Annotated in this window: 21 protein-coding genes; 16 read left to right on the top strand and 5 right to left on the bottom strand. The window is 60.5% G+C overall.

Annotated elements, in window-relative coordinates; genetic code table 11:
* Positions 1-16 precede the first annotated feature (16 nt).
* The 11 genes from rplF to rplQ all read left to right on the top strand — a co-directional run bounded on the left by rplF (position 17) and on the right by rplQ (position 7,475).
* Complete coding sequence (gene rplF, locus EDE09_RS23410; RefSeq protein ID WP_105374410.1) at positions 17-550, top strand: 50S ribosomal protein L6; 534 nt, start codon at positions 17-19, stop codon at positions 548-550.
* Between the two features lie 12 nt (positions 551-562).
* Entirely contained in the window at positions 563-925 is a 363-nt protein-coding gene (gene rplR / locus EDE09_RS23405) for a 50S ribosomal protein L18 (RefSeq protein ID WP_105374411.1), read from the top strand.
* 154 nt (positions 926-1,079) lie between these two features.
* Positions 1,080-1,649 carry a 30S ribosomal protein S5 gene (gene rpsE, locus EDE09_RS23400; protein ID WP_105374412.1) on the top strand — a complete coding sequence of 190 codons (570 nt, stop codon included), beginning with the start codon at positions 1,080-1,082 and terminating at the stop codon, positions 1,647-1,649.
* Between the two features lie 14 nt (positions 1,650-1,663).
* Entirely contained in the window at positions 1,664-1,873 is a 210-nt protein-coding gene (gene rpmD, locus EDE09_RS23395) for a 50S ribosomal protein L30 (protein WP_006728669.1), read from the top strand.
* 16 nt (positions 1,874-1,889) lie between these two features.
* Complete coding sequence (gene rplO, locus EDE09_RS23390) at positions 1,890-2,369, top strand: 50S ribosomal protein L15 (RefSeq protein ID WP_105374413.1); 480 nt, start codon at positions 1,890-1,892, stop codon at positions 2,367-2,369.
* 238 nt (positions 2,370-2,607) lie between these two features.
* On the top strand, positions 2,608-3,948 hold the full coding sequence (gene secY / locus EDE09_RS23385) for a preprotein translocase subunit SecY (RefSeq protein ID WP_105374414.1): 1,341 nt from the start codon (positions 2,608-2,610) through the stop codon (positions 3,946-3,948).
* The gene (locus tag EDE09_RS23380) at positions 3,945-4,595 is read left to right on the top strand and encodes an adenylate kinase (RefSeq protein ID WP_105374415.1); all 651 of its coding nucleotides are present in this window, start codon (positions 3,945-3,947) and stop codon (positions 4,593-4,595) included. The genes secY and EDE09_RS23380 overlap by 4 nt, the downstream gene beginning before the upstream one ends.
* A gap of 244 nt (positions 4,596-4,839) precedes the next feature.
* Positions 4,840-5,208 (top strand): 30S ribosomal protein S13, encoded by a 369-nt coding sequence (gene rpsM / locus EDE09_RS23375; RefSeq protein ID WP_105374416.1) that lies wholly within the window; start codon positions 4,840-4,842, stop codon positions 5,206-5,208.
* Between the two features lie 120 nt (positions 5,209-5,328).
* Positions 5,329-5,718, top strand: coding sequence for a 30S ribosomal protein S11 (gene rpsK, locus EDE09_RS23370; protein ID WP_007766864.1), 390 nt, complete (start codon positions 5,329-5,331; stop codon positions 5,716-5,718).
* Between the two features lie 185 nt (positions 5,719-5,903).
* Entirely contained in the window at positions 5,904-6,914 is a 1,011-nt protein-coding gene (locus EDE09_RS23365; protein ID WP_105374417.1) for a DNA-directed RNA polymerase subunit alpha, read from the top strand.
* 135 nt (positions 6,915-7,049) lie between these two features.
* The gene (rplQ, locus tag EDE09_RS23360) at positions 7,050-7,475 is read left to right on the top strand and encodes a 50S ribosomal protein L17 (protein ID WP_038585860.1); all 426 of its coding nucleotides are present in this window, start codon (positions 7,050-7,052) and stop codon (positions 7,473-7,475) included.
* A 277-nt stretch (positions 7,476-7,752) separates the two neighbouring features.
* On the opposite strand, the gene EDE09_RS23355 is transcribed toward rplQ, so the two are convergent.
* The 3 genes from EDE09_RS23355 to msrP form a co-directional block, all read right to left on the bottom strand.
* On the bottom strand, positions 7,753-8,124 hold the full coding sequence (locus EDE09_RS23355) for a hypothetical protein (RefSeq protein WP_245505224.1): 372 nt from the start codon (positions 8,122-8,124) through the stop codon (positions 7,753-7,755).
* A 78-nt stretch (positions 8,125-8,202) separates the two neighbouring features.
* Positions 8,203-8,841: a protein-methionine-sulfoxide reductase heme-binding subunit MsrQ gene (msrQ, locus tag EDE09_RS23350; protein ID WP_132413043.1), complete on the bottom strand. Its 639-nt coding sequence runs from the start codon at positions 8,839-8,841 to the stop codon at positions 8,203-8,205.
* Positions 8,842-8,843: 2 nt separating this feature from the next.
* The gene (gene msrP, locus EDE09_RS23345) at positions 8,844-9,785 is read right to left on the bottom strand and encodes a protein-methionine-sulfoxide reductase catalytic subunit MsrP (protein WP_112796699.1); all 942 of its coding nucleotides are present in this window, start codon (positions 9,783-9,785) and stop codon (positions 8,844-8,846) included.
* Between the two features lie 208 nt (positions 9,786-9,993).
* Between msrP and EDE09_RS23340 the strand changes: the two genes are divergently transcribed.
* A complete protein-coding gene (locus EDE09_RS23340) occupies positions 9,994-10,404 on the top strand; it encodes a DUF4112 domain-containing protein (RefSeq protein WP_112796702.1) in 411 nt (136 codons plus the stop codon).
* Between the two features lie 149 nt (positions 10,405-10,553).
* On the top strand, positions 10,554-12,389 hold the full coding sequence (gene ilvD, locus EDE09_RS23335; protein ID WP_112796704.1) for a dihydroxy-acid dehydratase: 1,836 nt from the start codon (positions 10,554-10,556) through the stop codon (positions 12,387-12,389).
* A 21-nt stretch (positions 12,390-12,410) separates the two neighbouring features.
* Here the strand turns inward: ilvD and EDE09_RS23330 are convergent, their stop codons facing one another.
* The gene (locus EDE09_RS23330; protein WP_207914883.1) at positions 12,411-12,770 is read right to left on the bottom strand and encodes a hypothetical protein; all 360 of its coding nucleotides are present in this window, start codon (positions 12,768-12,770) and stop codon (positions 12,411-12,413) included.
* Between the two features lie 240 nt (positions 12,771-13,010).
* Between EDE09_RS23330 and EDE09_RS23325 the strand changes: the two genes are divergently transcribed.
* Both EDE09_RS23325 and EDE09_RS23320 read left to right on the top strand, forming a co-directional pair.
* The gene (locus tag EDE09_RS23325) at positions 13,011-14,414 is read left to right on the top strand and encodes a DegQ family serine endoprotease (RefSeq protein WP_112796706.1); all 1,404 of its coding nucleotides are present in this window, start codon (positions 13,011-13,013) and stop codon (positions 14,412-14,414) included.
* Positions 14,411-15,727: a replication-associated recombination protein A gene (locus tag EDE09_RS23320; protein ID WP_105374425.1), complete on the top strand. Its 1,317-nt coding sequence runs from the start codon at positions 14,411-14,413 to the stop codon at positions 15,725-15,727. The genes EDE09_RS23325 and EDE09_RS23320 overlap by 4 nt, the downstream gene beginning before the upstream one ends.
* Before the next feature lie 15 nt (positions 15,728-15,742).
* Here EDE09_RS23320 and EDE09_RS23315 read toward each other — a convergent pair whose 3' ends face one another.
* Positions 15,743-16,057 carry a DUF1883 domain-containing protein gene (locus EDE09_RS23315; RefSeq protein ID WP_105374426.1) on the bottom strand — a complete coding sequence of 105 codons (315 nt, stop codon included), beginning with the start codon at positions 16,055-16,057 and terminating at the stop codon, positions 15,743-15,745.
* Positions 16,058-16,387: 330 nt separating this feature from the next.
* On the opposite strand from EDE09_RS23315, the gene EDE09_RS23310 reads away from it, so the two are divergent.
* Positions 16,388-17,329, top strand: a complete 942-nt coding sequence (locus EDE09_RS23310) for an alpha/beta hydrolase (protein WP_132413041.1) — start codon at positions 16,388-16,390, stop codon at positions 17,327-17,329.
* Positions 17,330-17,349 lie beyond the last annotated feature (20 nt).

Below are 17,349 nucleotides of genomic sequence, written 5' to 3'. Positions count from 1 at the left end.
CAGACAGGATTGAAACATGTCTCGTATCGGTAAAAAGCCCGTTCAGGTTCCTGCAGGGATCACGGCCACTGTTGATGGCCAGAAAGTGACTGCCAAGGGCCCGAAGGGCGAGCTGTTCTTCGTCGCAAACGACGAGATCAAGCTGGCACTCGAAGACAATGCCGTTTCGGTGACCCCGGTCAACGATTCGAAGGATGCTCGTTCCAAGTGGGGCATGTCCCGCACGATGATCGAAAACATCTTCAAGGGCGTAAAGGACGGTTTTGAGCGCAAGCTCGAGATCAACGGCGTCGGTTACCGCGCGTCCATGCAGGGCAAGAACCTGCAGCTGGCGCTCGGTTTCTCCCATGACGTGGTCTATGAACCGCCGCAGGGCATCACCATTGCCGTTCCGAAGCCGACGGAAATCGTCGTGACCGGCATCAATAAGCAGCAGGTCGGTCAGGTTGCCGCGGAAATCCGCGAATACCGCGGTCCGGAGCCCTACAAGGGCAAAGGCGTCAAGTACGCCGAGGAACGGATCGTCCGCAAGGAAGGCAAGAAGAAGTAAGGATCACGCGAAATGGCTAGCAGGAAACAAGCACTTGCAAAGCGCGCGAGCCGCGTGCGCCGCCAGATCAAGGCGGTTGCCAACGGCCGTCCGCGCCTGTCGGTTCATCGCTCGTCGAAGAACATCTATGTCCAGGTCATCGATGACGTGGCCGGCCGCACTCTTGCTGCCGCTTCCACGCTCGACGCTGATCTGCGCTCGGCGCTGAAGACCGGCGCTGACGTCGCGGCTGCTGCCGCCGTCGGCAAGCTGGTAGCCGAACGTGCCGCCAAGGCCGGTGTCAAGGAAGTCGTGTTCGATCGCGGCGCCTTCATCTATCACGGCCGCATCAAGGCGCTCGCCGAAGCTGCCCGCGAAGGCGGTCTGAGCTTCTAAGAATTTTCGCCCGGTTTCCTTCAGAGAGGGGAGGCCGGGCGAAACGCGGTTCTGCCGCAATCATCAGTCGTTCCATCTTAGTCCTTCATGGACAGGGGATGGTTGGCTCCCGGAAATTGCCCGTTGCACCCGGAAAAGAAAAAGGAAAAGGACAATGGCACAAGAAAGAAGAGGCCAGCGCGAAGATCGCCAGAGCCGCGAAGAGCGCGATAGCGAATTCGTCGACAAGCTGGTCGCGATCAACCGCGTCGCCAAGGTCGTCAAGGGCGGCCGTCGTTTTGGTTTCGCAGCCCTCGTCGTCGTTGGCGACCAGAAGGGCCGCGTTGGCTTTGGCCATGGCAAGGCACGCGAAGTGCCGGAAGCCATCCGCAAGGCAACTGAAGCTGCCAAGCGCGAACTGATCTTCGTACCGCTGCGCGATGGCCGTACGCTGCATCACGACGTCAACGGCCGTCACGGCGCCGGCAAGGTTCTGCTGCGCTCCGCCAAGGCCGGTACCGGCATCATCGCCGGCGGCCCGATGCGCGCCGTTTTCGAAACCCTTGGCATGCACGATGTTGTCGCCAAGTCGACCGGTTCGTCGAACCCTTATAACATGGTTCGCGCCACGTTCGACGCCCTGAAGCATCAGGTGCATCCGAAGGACGTTGCAGCTCAGCGTGGTCTCAAATACGCCACGCTGCAGGCTCGCCGCGCCGCTTCCGGCAACGCGTCTGAAGAATAAGAGGAGTCTGATCCATGGCCAAGGCTACGAAGAAGACTGAAGCAAAGACGATCACGGTCGAACAGATCGGCTCGCCTATTCGCCGTCCGGCTGTCCAGCGCGCAACGCTGGTTGGTCTGGGCCTCAACAAGATGCACCGGGTCCGCACCCTGGAAGACACTCCTTCCGTTCGTGGCATGATCCGGGCTGTCCAGCATCTCGTTCGCGTTGTCGACGAGAAGTGAGACGGAGGAATTGACCATGAAACTGAATGAGATCAAGGACAACGAAGGCGCCACCAAGGATCGTATCCGCGTCGGTCGCGGTATCGGTTCCGGCAAGGGCAAGACCGGTGGTCGCGGCGTGAAGGGTCAGAAGGCCCGTTCCGGCGTTGCGATCAACGGCTTCGAAGGCGGCCAGATGCCGATCTATCGCCGCCTGCCGAAGCGCGGCTTCAACAACATCTTCGCCTCTGACTACGTCGTCGTTTCGCTCGGCCGTATCCAGACCGCGATCGATGCTAAGAAGCTCGACCCGAAGGCCACGATCGACGCGGCTGCCCTCAAGGCTGCCGGTGTCATCCGTCGCCCGAAGGACGGCGTGCGCATCCTGTCCGACGGCGAACTGAAGGCTAAGGTATCGATCGAAGTTGCCGGCGCTTCCAAAGCTGCCGTCGAAAAGATCGAAAAGGCCGGCGGTTCGGTGAAGCTTCTCGCTGTAGCTGAAGCTGCGGCGGAATAAATCGTTTGAAAGTCGCCCGGTTTGAGCTTCACACCGGGCGATTTTATCTCCATATGTGAGCCTCACGATCCCGAAGCGATCCTGTTGGTCGCCTGACCGGGATCATACGGAAAACAGGGTGAGGCATCCGATTGCGTCGCAATCTCCGCGCCCGGTTTTTTTGAACCAGAATTTTTAGACTGCTTTCCGGGTCCGGCATTTCCCCCGCCGCCGGAGATTTGGTCGGGCGGAGAATTGCATGGCTTCTGCAGCGGAACAACTTGCCTCCAATCTGAATTTTTCCACCTTCGCCAAGGCGGAGGACCTCAAAAAGCGGCTGTGGTTTACCCTTGCAGCATTGCTTGTTTATCGCCTCGGCACGCATATCCCGCTTCCGGGCCTGAACCCCGAAGCCTACGCTCAGGCTTTCCGCGGCCAGGCTGGCGGCATTCTCGGCCTCTTCAACATGTTTGCCGGCGGCGCCGTCGAGCGCATGGCGATCTTCGCCCTCGGCATCATGCCGTATATTTCCGCGTCGATCATCGTGCAGCTGATGACCTCGGTCGTGCCTTCGCTTGAGAACCTCAAGAAGGAAGGCGAGGCAGGCCGCAAGATCATTAACCAGTACACCCGTTACGGCACCGTCCTGCTCGGCACCTTGCAGGCCTATGGTATCGCCGTCGGCCTTGAGAGCGGGCAGGGGATCGTCGCGGATCCGGGCTGGTTCTTCCGCATTTCCACTGTTGTGACGCTCCTCGGCGGAACCATGTTCCTGATGTGGCTCGGCGAGCAGATCACCTCGCGCGGCATCGGCAACGGCATTTCGCTGATCATTTTCGCGGGCATTGCCGCAGGTCTTCCGACCGCACTGGCCGGCACACTGGAACTCGGCCGCACCGGCGCCCTTCCGACGGCGCTGATTCTCACTGTCATCGTGGTGGCCATCGGGGTCATCGCCCTGATCGTGTTTGTCGAGCGTGCCCAGCGCCGCCTTCTGATCCAGTATCCGAAGCGCCAGGTCGGCAACCGCATGTTCCAGGGCGATACGTCGCACCTGCCGTTGAAGCTCAATACCTCGGGCGTCATCCCGGCGATCTTTGCCTCGTCGCTGCTGCTTCTGCCGGCGACAGCGGCAGGCTTTGCCGGCAACAGCCAGCTCCCGAACTGGGCGACCATGATCATTTCTGCGCTCGGTCACGGCCAGCCGCTGTTCATGCTCTTCTACGGCATGCTGATCGCCTTCTTCGCCTTCTTCTATACCGCCATCGTCTTCAATCCGAAGGATACGGCGGACAATCTGAAGAAGCATGGCGGCTTCATTCCCGGCATCCGTCCGGGCGAGCGCACAGCCGAATACATCGATTACGTGCTGACCCGCATCACGGTGGTCGGCGCGATTTACCTCGTCTTCGTCTGCATCCTGCCGGAGTTCCTGGTTGCCCGCACGGGCGTGCCATTAGCCCTTGGTGGTACTTCGCTTTTGATCGTTGTCAGTGTAACCCTCGATACGGTTGCACAGATTCAGGGACATCTCATTGCGCAGCAGTATGAGGGTCTGATCAAGAAGTCGAAACTGCGCGGAGGAAAGAGGGGACGATGAGATTGATTCTTTTGGGGCCGCCGGGCGCGGGTAAGGGAACCCAGGCCCAGCGGATCGTGGAGAAGCACGGCATACCGCAGCTCTCCACGGGGGACATGCTTCGGGCCGCGGTGGCCGCCGAGACGGAAGTCGGCAAGCGCGCCAAGGCGGTTATGGACGCAGGCAACCTCGTGTCCGACGACATCGTCAACGCGATCGTCTCCGAGCGAATCGACCAGGCGGATGCCGCCAACGGCTTTATCCTCGACGGTTTCCCCCGCACGCTCGTCCAGGCCGATGCGACCGAGGAAATGTTGCGGTCGAAGGGCCTCGATCTTTCCGTGGTCATCGAGCTGCGAGTGGACGACAAAGAGCTCGTTCGCCGCGTATCGGGCCGGTATTCCTGCGCCCAGTGCGGTACGGTCTATCACGATACGGACAAGAAGCCGGCAAGCGAGGGCGTCTGCGACAAGTGCGGCTCGACGCATTTCAAGCGCCGGCCGGACGACAATGCCGAGACCATGACCAAGCGTCTCGAGGTCTATTACAAGGAGACCTCGCCGCTGATCGGTTATTACCACGCCAAGGGCAAGCTCAAGGTTGTGGATGGCATGGCCGAGATCGACGAGGTCACGGCTGATATCGAGGCAATCCTGGCGGCTCTTTAGGAGGCCGTCATCGATCTGTTAAAGAATCTTGGGCGGAGTGGTTGCATTTCGGCGCTGATTCCGCTAAACACCGCGCCAACTCGCGACAGCTATTGAGCGATCGGCGCGGATTTCCCGCAAGGACATCCGGGACCGGTCGTTTTGACCTGTTCCGTATGGCGTTTGAACTGGCGGCCGCTGAGTGGCTGCTCTCATAGAAGAAGTACCACTTGCCGGATGGCAACTGGAACCAAGGAGAATAGGCGTGGCACGTATCGCTGGCGTCAACATCCCGACTGCGAAGCGCGTCGTTATCGCGCTGACCTACATTCACGGGATCGGCACAAAATTTGCGCAGGAAATCGTGGAAAAGGTCGGTATTCCGGCTGAGAAGCGCGTCCATCAGCTGACGGACTCGGAAGTCCTTCAGATCCGCGAAACCATCGACCGCGACTATCAGGTCGAAGGTGATCTTCGTCGCGAAACCTCGATGAACATCAAGCGCTTGATGGACCTCGGCTGCTACCGCGGCCTGCGTCATCGCCGCGGCCTTCCGGTTCGCGGTCAGCGCACGCACACCAACGCCCGTACCCGCAAGGGGCCGGCTAAGGCGATTGCTGGCAAGAAGAAGTAATTTTGGGTGATCGGTCTTGGTGGGTAGGGGCGTTGCCGCTGCTCGCCGTGACGTTTATGGATCACTCCAAGGTGGAGCCGCTGGAATTACGGCGGTGCAGAGATCAACGAAAGGGATAATATGGCCAAGGAAGCCACCCGCGTTCGCCGCCGCGAACGCAAGAATATCACGTCGGGCGTAGCTCACGTCAATTCAACCTTCAACAATACGATGATCACCATCACTGACGCGCAGGGCAATGCCATTGCCTGGTCGTCTGCTGGTGCCAAGGGCTTCAAGGGTTCGCGCAAGTCGACCCCGTTCGCGGCTCAGATCGCTGCCGAAGACTGCGCCAAGAAGGCTCAGGAGCATGGCATGAAGTCGCTGGAAGTCGAAGTTTGCGGTCCGGGCTCCGGCCGTGAATCGGCTCTGCGCGCTCTGCAGGCTGCCGGCTTCATGATCACCTCGATCCGCGATGTGACCCCGATCCCGCACAACGGCTGCCGCCCGCGCAAGAAGCGCCGCGTCTGATCGTCGGAATGGAAGGGGCTGCCGAAAGGCGGCCTCTCTCGTGGACTCGGGCATAGCCGCCTGATCCTCTCTCGGAGGTTCGGCGGCTTTACCCATATAGCCGATGAACATCTTCGTTCCTCTCGGTGTTCCTCATGCTCGGTTGCCACGATTGAATGGTGGCAACGAACGGAAGGTATTTAGTCATGATCCAGAAGAACTGGCAGGAACTGATCAAGCCGAACAAGGTGGAATTCTCCTCCTCCGGCCGTACCAAGGCAACGCTGGTTGCCGAACCCCTGGAGCGCGGCTTCGGTCTGACGCTCGGCAACGCGCTTCGCCGCGTGCTTCTGTCGTCTCTGCGCGGTGCTGCTGTTACCGCAGTGCAGATCGACGGCGTATTGCATGAGTTCTCCTCCATCCCGGGCGTCCGGGAAGATGTGACGGACATCGTGCTCAACATCAAGGAAATCGCCATCAAGATGGATGGCGACGATGCCAAGCGCATGGTCGTGCGCAAGCAGGGCCCAGGCGCTGTCACCGCCGGCGACATTCAGACGGTCGGCGATATTGAGATCCTGAACCCCGACCACGTGATCTGCACACTCGACGAGGGCGCAGAAATCCGCATGGAGTTCACGGTCAACAACGGCAAGGGCTATGTTCCGGCCGATCGCAACCGCGCGGAAGACGCTCCGATCGGGCTTATCCCGGTCGACAGCCTCTATTCCCCGGTCAAGAAGGTGTCCTACAAGGTGGAAAACACCCGTGAAGGACAGGTTCTCGACTATGACAAGCTGACCATGACGATCGAAACCGACGGCTCGGTCACAGGCGAAGACGCTGTTGCCTTCGCCGCCCGGATCCTTCAGGACCAGCTCGGCGTGTTCGTCAATTTCGACGAACCGCAGAAGGAAGCCGAAGAAGAATCCGTCACCGAGTTGGCGTTCAACCCGGCGCTCCTCAAGAAGGTGGACGAACTGGAACTCTCTGTCCGTTCGGCCAACTGCCTGAAGAACGACAACATCGTTTATATCGGCGACCTCATCCAGAAGACCGAGGCGGAAATGCTGCGCACTCCGAATTTCGGTCGCAAGTCGCTGAACGAGATCAAGGAAGTTCTGGCATCCATGGGCCTCCATCTTGGTATGGAAGTTCCCGCCTGGCCGCCGGAAAATATCGAAGATCTCGCCAAGCGCTACGAAGACCAGTACTGAAATTAGCAAAGGCAGGTTTTGACTGCCTTTCCCCGTCAAACAGCAGGCACCTTGTCCAAAGATCCGGATGTCTGTATGTGCCAGGAAACGGCAGGCCCTAAGAAGAGTGGGTCCCTGCATTAAAGGAGAATAGCCATGCGCCACGGAGTAGCCGGCCGCAAGCTCAATCGTACCGCAAGCCACCGCAAGGCGATGTTCGCCAACATGGCGGCTTCGCTCATCACTCACGAGCAGATCGTGACGACCCTGCCGAAGGCGAAGGAAATCCGTCCGATCGTCGAAAAGCTCGTCACCCTCGGCAAGCGCGGCGACCTGCACGCTCGCCGCCAGGCGATCTCGCAGATCCAGGATCAGGACGCCGTCAAGAAGCTGTTCGACGCCATTGCCTCGCGTTACGCAACCCGCAACGGCGGTTACCTGCGTATCATGAAGGCTGGCTTCCGCCAGGGCGACAACGCTGCCATGGCCGTCATCGAGTTCGTCGAGCGCGATGTCGACGCCAAGGGCGCAGCCGACAAGGCTCGTGTTGCTGCTGAAGCAGAAGCTGCCGAAGCCGCATAATCCTGTCCGCATAGTCGGAATTTAGAAAAAGCCGGGTGGCAACGCCCGGCTTTTCTGCGTCAGCACTGACGTTGTTGTGCCGATGTTTGAGCTGCATCAATGAACGGCGTTTCCCATCGGTGTTCAATACTAGTATCTGCGCTTCCTCCCCCAAGGGCGCAGCAGGGCCGATTTCCCGCGGTCCGAAGAAAGGCCGGGCGCGAGCCCGGCCTTTGCCATTATCGGGACAACCATTTCGCCGGTGAGGCCCAGTCTTTGCATCGGATGGGCGCTCGCATCATGTCGCCGGCGGTTGCTGGTCTGCCGTCGGCGGTCCGGACCAGGAGGGTGGCCAGCGATCGAAGTCCCTCGCCATCCAGATCGCCTCTCCCTGAAGGGCGAACAACGCGTAACGCGGGGGATCCGGCCAACCGAACCAGTCGCGCTCCCGGGCGATCCACTGTTTGCCGTCAAATTGTGCGGTGGCGATTGTGACGTCGCCGAAACGTTGGATTTGCGGATGGCGTCCTATCCGGTCCTCATCGGCCGGCGTCGGCTTGAACCAGGAAATGGCACTCCGCCGACTTTGCCGGAAACGCCACCACCAAAGCAAGTCTATCCACCAGCCCTGGCCCAGACCGTCGGGGTCGAGGACCGCTGTCGGCTCCACTTGGTTACCGGCATTTCTTCCCATCGCGGGATAGTCGTCACGGCCCCGTGAAACGTCAACTCTGTCGTATTCCTCCGTTTAACGTGCTGGCCGTAAGGCAGGCTTGCCGCGCCTCCAGTTGAGAACCGGTCGCCGCAGCGGGCGGTAAGCGAGCAACAGGACGACGAGCGCAACGTGGATGAACGGCACCAGTGTAACCGATTTGACCGCGAGCACATAGTGGAACGCACCGCCGGCCGCGATCAGGTAGACGAGCTTGTGAAGCTTGTTCCAGCCCTGCTGGAGCTTACGGATAGACCAGTTGTTGGAGGTGAGTGCGAGCGGGAGGAGGAGCAGGAGGCAAGCAAATCCGATGGTGATGTAAGGCCTCTTCGCAATGTCGCCGCCGACCGCCCCGAGGTCGAGCCTGAGGTCGAGCAGTGCATAGACCGAAAAATGCATCAGGACGTAATAGAAGGCGAGAAGCCCAAGTGCGCGCCGGTAGCGGATCCAGTTGATGCCGGCGAGATCGCGCAGCGGGGTGATCGCGAGCGTCGCGATGATGAAGCGCAGCGCCCAGATGCCAAGGAGATGCTCGAATTCCTTGACGGGGTTGAAGCCCAGCCCGCCGGTGGCCGCCAGGTAGAAATACCAGGCGGCGGGACAGAGTCCGATCACATAGAGCATCCAGATGCTGGCGGAGTGATATCGGCGGGGCAGGGTGGGGAGGACCGCCATTCTCAATAGTTCGCCTTGAGGTCGAGGCCTGCATAGAGGCTTGCCACCTGCTCTGCATAGCCGTTGAACGGCAGGGTCGGCCGGCGCCCTGCGCCGAAGAAGCCGCCTTCGCCGATCCGCTGTTCGGTCGCCTGACTCCACCGGGGGTGGTCGACCGCCGGATTGACGTTGGAATAGAAGCCGTATTCACGCGCATTGGCGTTCTTCCAGGTCGTCTGCGGCTGCTGTTCGACCAGCGAGATCTTGACGATCGATTTGATGCTCTTGAAGCCATATTTCCATGGCACGACGAGACGGATCGGGGCACCGTTTTGGTTCGGCAGCGTTTCGCCATAGAGGCCGACCGCAAGAATAGTCAGGGGATGCCGGGCTTCGTCAAGCCGCAGGCCTTCGATATAGGGCCAGGGCAGAGGTTGGAAGAAGCCTTTCTGGCCGGGCATCTCCTCCGGCCGCACGACCGTTTCGAAAGCGACATATTTGGCGCTGCCGAGCGGTTCCACCTGATCGAGCAGGGCCGAAAGAGGGAAGCCGATCCAGGGAATGACCATCGACCAGCCTTCGACGCAGCGCATCCGATAGGTGCGGTCTTCGAGCGGTATCTTCATGAGTTCTTCGAGACCGAACTCCTTCGGCTTGCCGACCAAGCCGTCGACCTTGACGGTCCACGGGGTCGGCTTGAATTCCCCTGCATTCTGCGACGGATCCTCCTTGTTGACGCCGAATTCGTAGAAATTGTTGTAGGCGGTCACGGCTTCCTTGGGCGTCAGTGGTTCGTCCACTTTGAAAGCGCTGGGCGAGGCGGTAAGTGGTGCCGCCAGCGCACCGCCGGTGCCGCCGATGAGGAGGCCGGCAGCCGCCGTCCCCATGAAGCTTCGGCGGGACATGTAGATCTCGCGCGGTGTGATTTCCGAGGCCGGAATATGCGGCGGACGATGGGCGGACATGACGAAATCTCCTCTCAAGGCACAGGTGCCTTTTCTTCCTATACGTAACGCGGAACGGAAAGGTTTCACAGCATCGCAAAGATTGCGGCGGACCACGTTTGCGTGAGGAAACGATCGCTTTCGGTATGGAAAAGGCATGCCGGGAACCCCATCTCCGGTTTAAGGGTTCTCACCGTAGGGTGACAAAGCCTGCGATAGGAGATGGCGGATGACGACACGCAGCTGGGACGCGAGGACGGACGGCGAATTCACCGATCGCGCAGAACATCTGCGGCGCCTGCGCCGATTGGCGGCGATCGCGCGGCTGATGGATACGGCAATCCGCATTCCCGGGACCGGAATCCGCTTCGGCGCGGATTCGGTCCTCGGCCTCGTTCCACTCGTCGGCGATGCCGGCGGCGCCCTGGTCGGTCTTTATATCGTCAATGAAGCCCGCAGGCTCGGCCTGCCGCCGGCGAAGCTCGCGCGGATGCTCGGCAATGTCGCAGCCGATTCCATCCTCGGCAGCGTGCCTCTGGCGGGCGATGTCTTCGACCTCTTCTTCAAGTCGCATCGCCGGAACCTGCATGTGATCCTCGATCACTTCGGCATACATCCGGACGAGCTTCGGCAGAGATAGGCTAGCGGGCAACCGTACCGCTTTGGCCTGTCATGATAGTGACACTCATTGCCCTTTGCGGTAGGAAAGCCGCAAAACTAAGGGTTTTTGCGCGGCCGCCGGGAAAGCGGTAGACTGTTGCACACCCGAAAGACATCGAGGACAACACCATGCCTGCTTATCGCTCCAGAACCACGACCCATGGCCGCAACATGGCTGGCGCGCGCGGGCTCTGGCGTGCCACCGGGATGAAAGACAGCGATTTCGGCAAACCGATCATCGCCGTCGTCAACTCCTTCACCCAGTTCGTCCCAGGCCATGTGCATCTCAAGGATCTCGGCCAGCTCGTCGCCCGCGAGATAGAGGCTGCCGGAGGCGTCGCCAAGGAATTCAACACGATCGCCGTCGATGACGGCATCGCCATGGGCCACGACGGTATGCTCTATTCGCTGCCGTCGCGCGAAATCATCGCCGACTCGGTGGAATACATGGTCAATGCCCACTGCGCCGACGCCATGGTCTGCATTTCCAACTGCGACAAGATCACCCCCGGCATGCTGAATGCCGCCATGCGCCTCAACATTCCGGCGGTCTTCGTGTCCGGCGGCCCGATGGAAGCCGGCAAGGTTGTCCTGCATGGCAAGACTGTAGCGCTGGACCTGGTCGACGCGATGGTTGCCGCCGCCGACGAGGCTGTTTCCGACGCTGATGTCCAGGCGATCGAACGTTCGGCCTGTCCGACCTGCGGCTCGTGCTCCGGCATGTTCACCGCCAATTCCATGAACTGCCTGACCGAAGCGCTCGGCCTGTCGCTGCCGGGCAACGGCTCCACGCTCGCCACCCATTCCGACCGCAAGCGCCTTTTCGTCGAAGCCGGCCATTTGATCGTCGATCTCGCCCGCCGCTACTACGAACAGGAGGACGAAAGCGTTCTGCCGCGTTCGATCGCCACCAAGGAGGCTTTCGAAAACGCCATGTCGCTCGACATCGCCATGGGCGGTTCGACCAATACCGTGCTGCATATTCTCGCCGCTGCCTATGAAGGCGGCATCGACTTCGGCATGGAGGATATTGACCGGCTGTCGCGCAAGGTTCCGTGCCTCTCCAAGGTCGCACCGGCCAAGAGCGACGTGCATATGGAGGACGTCCACCGCGCCGGCGGCATCATGCGCATTCTGGGCGAACTGGATCGCGGAGGCCTGCTCAATCGCGACTGCGGCACGGTCCATGCGACCACGCTGGGAGATGCGATCGACCGCTGGGATATCACCCGCACTAACAGCGAAACGGTGCGCGAGTTCTTCCGCGCGGCACCTGGCGGCGTCCCCACCCAGGTCGCCTTCAGCCAGTCCTCGCGCTGGGACGATCTGGATGCCGACGGCGAGAAGGGCGTCATCCGCTCGGTCGAACATCCGTTCTCGAAGGATGGGGGGCTTGCAGTCCTTTACGGCAATATTGCCTTGGACGGCTGCATCGTGAAGACCGCCGGTGTCGACGAGAGCATCTTGAAGTTCAGCGGCCCGGCCGTCGTTTTCGAAAGCCAGGACGCCGCGGTAAAAGGTATTCTCGGCAATGAGGTGAAGGCAGGCGACGTCGTCGTCATCCGTTACGAAGGGCCAAAGGGCGGACCGGGCATGCAGGAAATGCTCTATCCGACGAGCTACCTGAAGTCGAAGGGGCTCGGCAAGGCTTGCGCGCTGATCACCGACGGCCGCTTTTCGGGCGGTACGTCCGGCCTTTCGATCGGCCATGCTTCGCCGGAAGCCGCCCAGGGTGGCGCGATCGGTCTGGTCCGTCAGGGGGACATCATCGAGATCGACATTCCGAACCGCACCATCCATCTTGCGGTTTCCGATGCCGAACTTGCCGCCCGCCGCCATGAGCAGGAAGCGCTTGGCTGGAAGCCGGCGGTTCCCCGCAAGCGCAACGTCACGACCGCGCTGAAAGCCTATGCCGCCTTCGCCGCCAGCGCCGATAAGGGCGCCGTGCGGATATTGCCTGAATAGGAGATTGAAGCTGGGTCGTCGTCACAGCGGCCTGCTCAAGTTCCTGTAGGCTTCGTCGAGCTGCTTCATCCGCTCGGCATAGGCGGTTCGGATGCATTCGATGTCTTCGCCGCAGGACTGACGCTTCTTGAGCCAGGCGCTCTGTTCCTCTTGAAGCTTGTCGCGGTTGCCCATGGGCAGCAGGTTTACGAGAATGTCGAAGGTGGTCACCATCTTCACGTCCGCGTCGTTGAGCGACCTCGTATCGCAGATCACCTTTTCATCTACCGCGAGATTGGCGCGGTCGCAGTCGAAGCTTGCCGCGGAGGCTGTCGGCGCCGCCCACAAGGCAAAGCCGATAAAAAGCCCGGCCGGCGCGGTTGCGATCGAAATATATCTCATGCTTGCACTCCTGATGCTGACTGGAGAAATCCAGGAACGTTCCACAACACCAAAGGATGCGCTAAAGCCGGACAACAAGGACGGAGGTCTCTCGCCGGACGCCATGGCTTCCGCTGCGGCAGGCTTTATATAGTACCGGGTAACCTTACCGTTTCCGCCGATCTCTCCGTGATTCGGCCACCTTTCTTTTCCAGCCTTCCGCGCTACAAATCGAACGGGTTTCATAAAGTGAGGAATCACATGCTGAGCGTTTTCAAACGCGTTTCGACCGGCCTTTTCGTCCTGGCGCTTCTATGTCCTGTCCCGGCAATGGCGCAGGAACAGAAGACGGTTCCGCAAAGCCGCCAGGAGATGCAGCTTTCCTTCGCGCCTCTGGTCAAGCAGAGGGCGGGTGCCGTCGTGAATGTCTACGCCGAGCGGGTCGTGCAGCGCGTCAATCCGTTTGCGGGCGATCCCTTCTTCGAGCAGTTCTTCGGACAGCGCATGCCGAACCGCACAGAGAAGCAGTCGTCCCTCGGTTCGGGCGTCATTCTTTCGGCAGATGGTCTGGTGGTGACCAATAACCACGTCATCGAAGGCGCCGACGACATCAAGATCGCGCTCGCCGACGGCCGCGAGTTCGCCTGCGACGTGATGCTGAAGGACGAAAGGGTCGATCTGGCCGTGCTGCGCATCAAGGCGAAGGAGCAGTTCCCGGTTCTGCCGGTCGCCGATTCCGACCACGTGGAGGTCGGCGATCTGGTGCTGGCCATTGGCAACCCGTTCGGCGTCGGTCAAACCGTCACGAGCGGCATCGTTTCGGCACTGGCACGCAACCAGGTCACCACGGGCGATTTCGGGTTCTTTATTCAGACCGACGCGTCCATCAACCCCGGCAACTCCGGCGGCGCGCTGATAAACATGAACGGCGAACTGATCGGGATCAATACGGCCATCTTCTCCCGCGGCGGCGGCTCGAACGGCGTCGGTTTTGCAATCCCCGCCAATCTCGTCAAAGTGTTCCTTGCTTCGGCCGCCGAAGGAAAGACCAGCTTCGAGCGGCCTTATGTCGGCGCGACATTCGATGCCGTCACCTCCGATGTCGCCGAAGCCCTTGGACTGAAGACGGCCCGTGGCGCTCTGGTGGTGCGCCTGGTCGAAGGCGGACCCGCCGATCGGGCCGGCTTGAAACCGGGCGAGGTGGTGACCGCCGTCAACGGCATCGCCGTCGAACATCCGGATGCGCTGGGCTACCGTCTGACGACGGCAGGACTCGGCAAGCAGGCGATGCTTGATGTCCAGACTGCGGACGGCCACCGGCAGGTGACGATCGCCCTCAACACCGCTCCGGAGACCACGCCGCCGGATGATCGCCTGCTCGAAGGCCGTCATCCCTTCGCGGGCCTGCATGTCGCCAATCTTTCGCCGAAACTTGCGACGGAACTTCGCATCCCGGCAGAAAAGGCGGGTGTCGTCGTCACGGATGTGGCGCGCGGCTCGCCTGCTGCCCGTTACGGCTTCGAGCCAGGTGATATCGTGATCTCTCTGAACGGCACGACCGTCACCTCGACCAAGGCTCTGGAAGGCATGCTGGATGAGGATCCTGGGTTCTGGCGGGTCGAGATCGAGCGCAAGGGCCAGCGTATCCGGCAGTTCTTCAGATGAGCGGCGATCTTTTCGCGTCGCGGGTTCCAGACGAGGTCGCCAGCCGGCGGCCTCTCGCGGATCGTCTGCGGCCGAAGACGCTGGATGAGGTGACGGGCCAGCCGCATCTGACGGGTGATGACGGCGTCCTGCGCCGGATGATCGCTTCGGGCTCGCTCGGTTCGATGATTTTCTGGGGACCTCCGGGAACGGGCAAGACGACGGTGGCGCGGCTGCTCTCGGGAGAGGCGGGGCTCGCCTTCGAACAGATTTCCGCGATCTTTTCCGGCGTGGCGGACCTGAAAAAGGTCTTCGAGGCGGCGCGGATGCGCCGCATGGACGGCCGGCAGACTCTGCTCTTTGTTGATGAGATCCATCGCTTCAATCGTGCCCAGCAGGACAGTTTTCTGCCGGTCATGGAAGATGGCACGGTCATTCTCGTTGGCGCGACGACGGAAAATCCAAGCTTCGAGCTGAATGCGGCTCTCCTGTCGCGCGCCAGGGTTCTGACCTTCCGGCCGCATGACGAAGAGAGCCTGATGGAACTGCTGCAGCGCGCCGAGCAGGTGGAGGGAAGACCGCTGCCGCTCGATCCAGATGCGCGGGCCAGCCTGATCCGCATGGCCGACGGAGATGGCCGAGCGGTGCTGACACTGGCCGAAGAGGTCTGGCGGGCAGCGCGGGAAGGAGAGGTATTCGATACCGAAGGCCTCATCCGGATCGTTCAACGTCGTGCTCCCGTTTATGACAAGGCTCAGGACGGTCACTACAACCTCATTTCGGCACTGCATAAATCGGTGCGTGGTTCGGATCCCGATGCCGCACTTTATTATCTGGCTCGCATGTTCGATGCCGGCGAGGACCCGCTTTATCTTGGGCGCCGCTTAGTCAGGATGGCGGTGGAAGATATCGGCCTAGCCGATCCCCAGGCGCTGGTCATCTGCAATGCCGCCAAGGATGCTTACGACTATCTTGGTTCGCCGGAGGGAGAGTTGGCCCTCGCCGAGGCCTGCGTCTATCTGGCGACCGCACCGAAATCGAACGCGGTCTACACGGCGTTCAAGGCGGCAACCCGCGCTGCAAAGGAAAATGGCTCGCTTCTGCCGCCGAAACATATCCTCAATGCGCCGACAAAGCTCATGAAAGGCGAGGGATATGGAGAAGGCTATCGCTACGACCACGACGAGCCGGACGCCTTTTCCGGTCAGGACTATTTTCCGGAAAAGATGGGGCGGCAAACGTTCTACGACCCTCCGGAACGAGGTTTCGAGCGCGAGATCAGAAAAAGGCTCGACTGGTGGGCCAAGCTTCGCAAGGAGCGGAATGCCGGGTGATTTTCGCAGAGGCGATCAGGATGCCTGCTTGTGAGTGGCAGCCGCTCCCGGCGCGGCGACAAGTTTGACGGAAGAGTCAGCCAGGCCGTGATGGCCTTCCATATCGACCACCAGATGCCAATGGCCGTTTTCCGGGATGACAAGCCGGATCGGCGATTTCTTGGCGATGCCGCCCACATATTTAAAATCCAGCTTCTCTGTGAAGCGCTGGAAGTTGACGGCGGTCAGCAGCCGCACGTTGTTGACCGCGTTCAACGTCACTTCGATCACGGTACCTGCCCGCTGCAGTTTCAGATCGTAGTGGGTAAAACGGAAGCCGGGAGCGGTCATCACTGCCTCGCTGATGCCAATATGGAAAGTTTGACTATTCTAATGTACCGCCCTTAACGAATTATGGAACCTCGCGGTTACTTATGGGTTAGTCCCGTGAACTTCGAACTCGCAGGCGATCCAGTAATATGTCGCCGGGAGTTCAACAAGGCGGCTTTCGTCCCCTGCAGCCGCCGTAAAACAACAATAATATTTGACCTCCGACTGAATATCCCGTCGTCTCCTCGCGGCGGGATTTCTTTTTGCGCGATTTTTTGTCGGCGCCTGTCGGCTTTCTTTCCGCTTCCCCGTCCTTGGGGCATCATCAAATGATCCTTAGAGGAGGAAGCCATGTCGAGCAGGATATTTGCGGTTGTAATTGCTGCCATCGCTGCATCGGTCACGCCGACCGTTGTCAAGGCGGAACAATCCGCGCCCTCGGTGAACCAACCGGTAGCGACCGAACCCTCCAGGAAGGGCCATATCGAGACGGGTGGCATTCGCTATTATTATGAGATCCGGGGTGAGGGCGAACCGCTCCTCCTTCTGCACGGCGGTCTCGGCTCGATCGATATGTTTGCCCCGGTCATGCCCATGCTCACTGGACACCGTCAGGTGATCGGCGTCGATCTTCAGGGGCACGGCCGCACGCCGCTCGGCAAGCGGCCTATTTCTCTGGAAGCCATGGGCGCCGACATGGGCAAACTGGTTTCCGAACTCGGTTACAAGCAGGTCGACGTGCTGGGTTATTCCATGGGCGGCGGCGTCGCGCTCCAGATGGCGGCTCAATCGCCGGATAAGGTGCGGAGGCTCGTGATAGCGTCCGCTCCCTTCGCGAGGAAAGGCTTCTTCCCCGAGATGATTCCGCAGCAGGAATCGGTTGGGGCTGGCATGGCGGAGATGATGAAGGACACGCCGATGTTCATCTCCTACAAGGCCGTTGCGCCGGACGTTTCGGAATTCCCAAGGCTGCTTGACGCGATGGGCGATCTGATGCGCCGTGATTATGACTATTCCGATGCGATCCCGAAGCTGACGATGCCGGTCATGCTGGTTTTCGGCGACAGCGATATGGTTCGCCCGGAACATATCGTGGAGTTTTATCAAAAGCTTGGCGGCGGTCTGAGGGATGCCGGATGGATGCGGGAAAACATGTCGAAGTACCGGCTGGCGATCCTGCCCGACCTGACGCACTACGAGGCCTTTGCGTCTCCCGCCATGACCGCGACCGTGCTGCCATTTCTCGACGGCAAGAGCAATGCTCCCAACTGGGCAGAGCAGGTCAAGAAGTGATCGTTTCGCCCAAGAAGATG

This window comes from Neorhizobium sp. S3-V5DH (genome assembly GCF_004343065.1).
Taxonomy (GTDB): Bacteria; Pseudomonadota; Alphaproteobacteria; order Rhizobiales; family Rhizobiaceae; genus Neorhizobium; species Neorhizobium huautlense.
This window is presented reverse-complemented; position numbering and strand designations above follow the sequence as displayed.

Coding starts and splice junctions, on each gene's coding strand:
- rplR (WP_105374411.1), top strand. CDS start 563: ATGGCTAGCAGGAAACAAGCACTTGCAAAGCGCGCGAGCCGCGTGCGC.
- EDE09_RS23315 (WP_105374426.1), bottom strand. CDS start 16,057: ATGACCGCTCCCGGCTTCCGTTTTACCCACTACGATCTGAAACTGCAG.
- EDE09_RS23320 (WP_105374425.1), top strand. CDS start 14,411: ATGAGCGGCGATCTTTTCGCGTCGCGGGTTCCAGACGAGGTCGCCAGC.
- rpsK (WP_007766864.1), top strand. CDS start 5,329: ATGGCCAAGGAAGCCACCCGCGTTCGCCGCCGCGAACGCAAGAATATC.
- msrP (WP_112796699.1), bottom strand. CDS start 9,785: ATGTCCGCCCATCGTCCGCCGCATATTCCGGCCTCGGAAATCACACCG.
- EDE09_RS23340 (WP_112796702.1), top strand. CDS start 9,994: ATGACGACACGCAGCTGGGACGCGAGGACGGACGGCGAATTCACCGAT.
- secY (WP_105374414.1), top strand. CDS start 2,608: ATGGCTTCTGCAGCGGAACAACTTGCCTCCAATCTGAATTTTTCCACC.
- EDE09_RS23330 (WP_207914883.1), bottom strand. CDS start 12,770: ATGAGATATATTTCGATCGCAACCGCGCCGGCCGGGCTTTTTATCGGC.
- rplO (WP_105374413.1), top strand. CDS start 1,890: ATGAAACTGAATGAGATCAAGGACAACGAAGGCGCCACCAAGGATCGT.
- msrQ (WP_132413043.1), bottom strand. CDS start 8,841: ATGGCGGTCCTCCCCACCCTGCCCCGCCGATATCACTCCGCCAGCATC.
- EDE09_RS23365 (WP_105374417.1), top strand. CDS start 5,904: ATGATCCAGAAGAACTGGCAGGAACTGATCAAGCCGAACAAGGTGGAA.
- rplQ (WP_038585860.1), top strand. CDS start 7,050: ATGCGCCACGGAGTAGCCGGCCGCAAGCTCAATCGTACCGCAAGCCAC.
- rplF (WP_105374410.1), top strand. CDS start 17: ATGTCTCGTATCGGTAAAAAGCCCGTTCAGGTTCCTGCAGGGATCACG.
- rpsE (WP_105374412.1), top strand. CDS start 1,080: ATGGCACAAGAAAGAAGAGGCCAGCGCGAAGATCGCCAGAGCCGCGAA.
- EDE09_RS23380 (WP_105374415.1), top strand. CDS start 3,945: ATGAGATTGATTCTTTTGGGGCCGCCGGGCGCGGGTAAGGGAACCCAG.
- EDE09_RS23325 (WP_112796706.1), top strand. CDS start 13,011: ATGCTGAGCGTTTTCAAACGCGTTTCGACCGGCCTTTTCGTCCTGGCG.
- ilvD (WP_112796704.1), top strand. CDS start 10,554: ATGCCTGCTTATCGCTCCAGAACCACGACCCATGGCCGCAACATGGCT.
- rpmD (WP_006728669.1), top strand. CDS start 1,664: ATGGCCAAGGCTACGAAGAAGACTGAAGCAAAGACGATCACGGTCGAA.
- EDE09_RS23310 (WP_132413041.1), top strand. CDS start 16,388: ATGTCGAGCAGGATATTTGCGGTTGTAATTGCTGCCATCGCTGCATCG.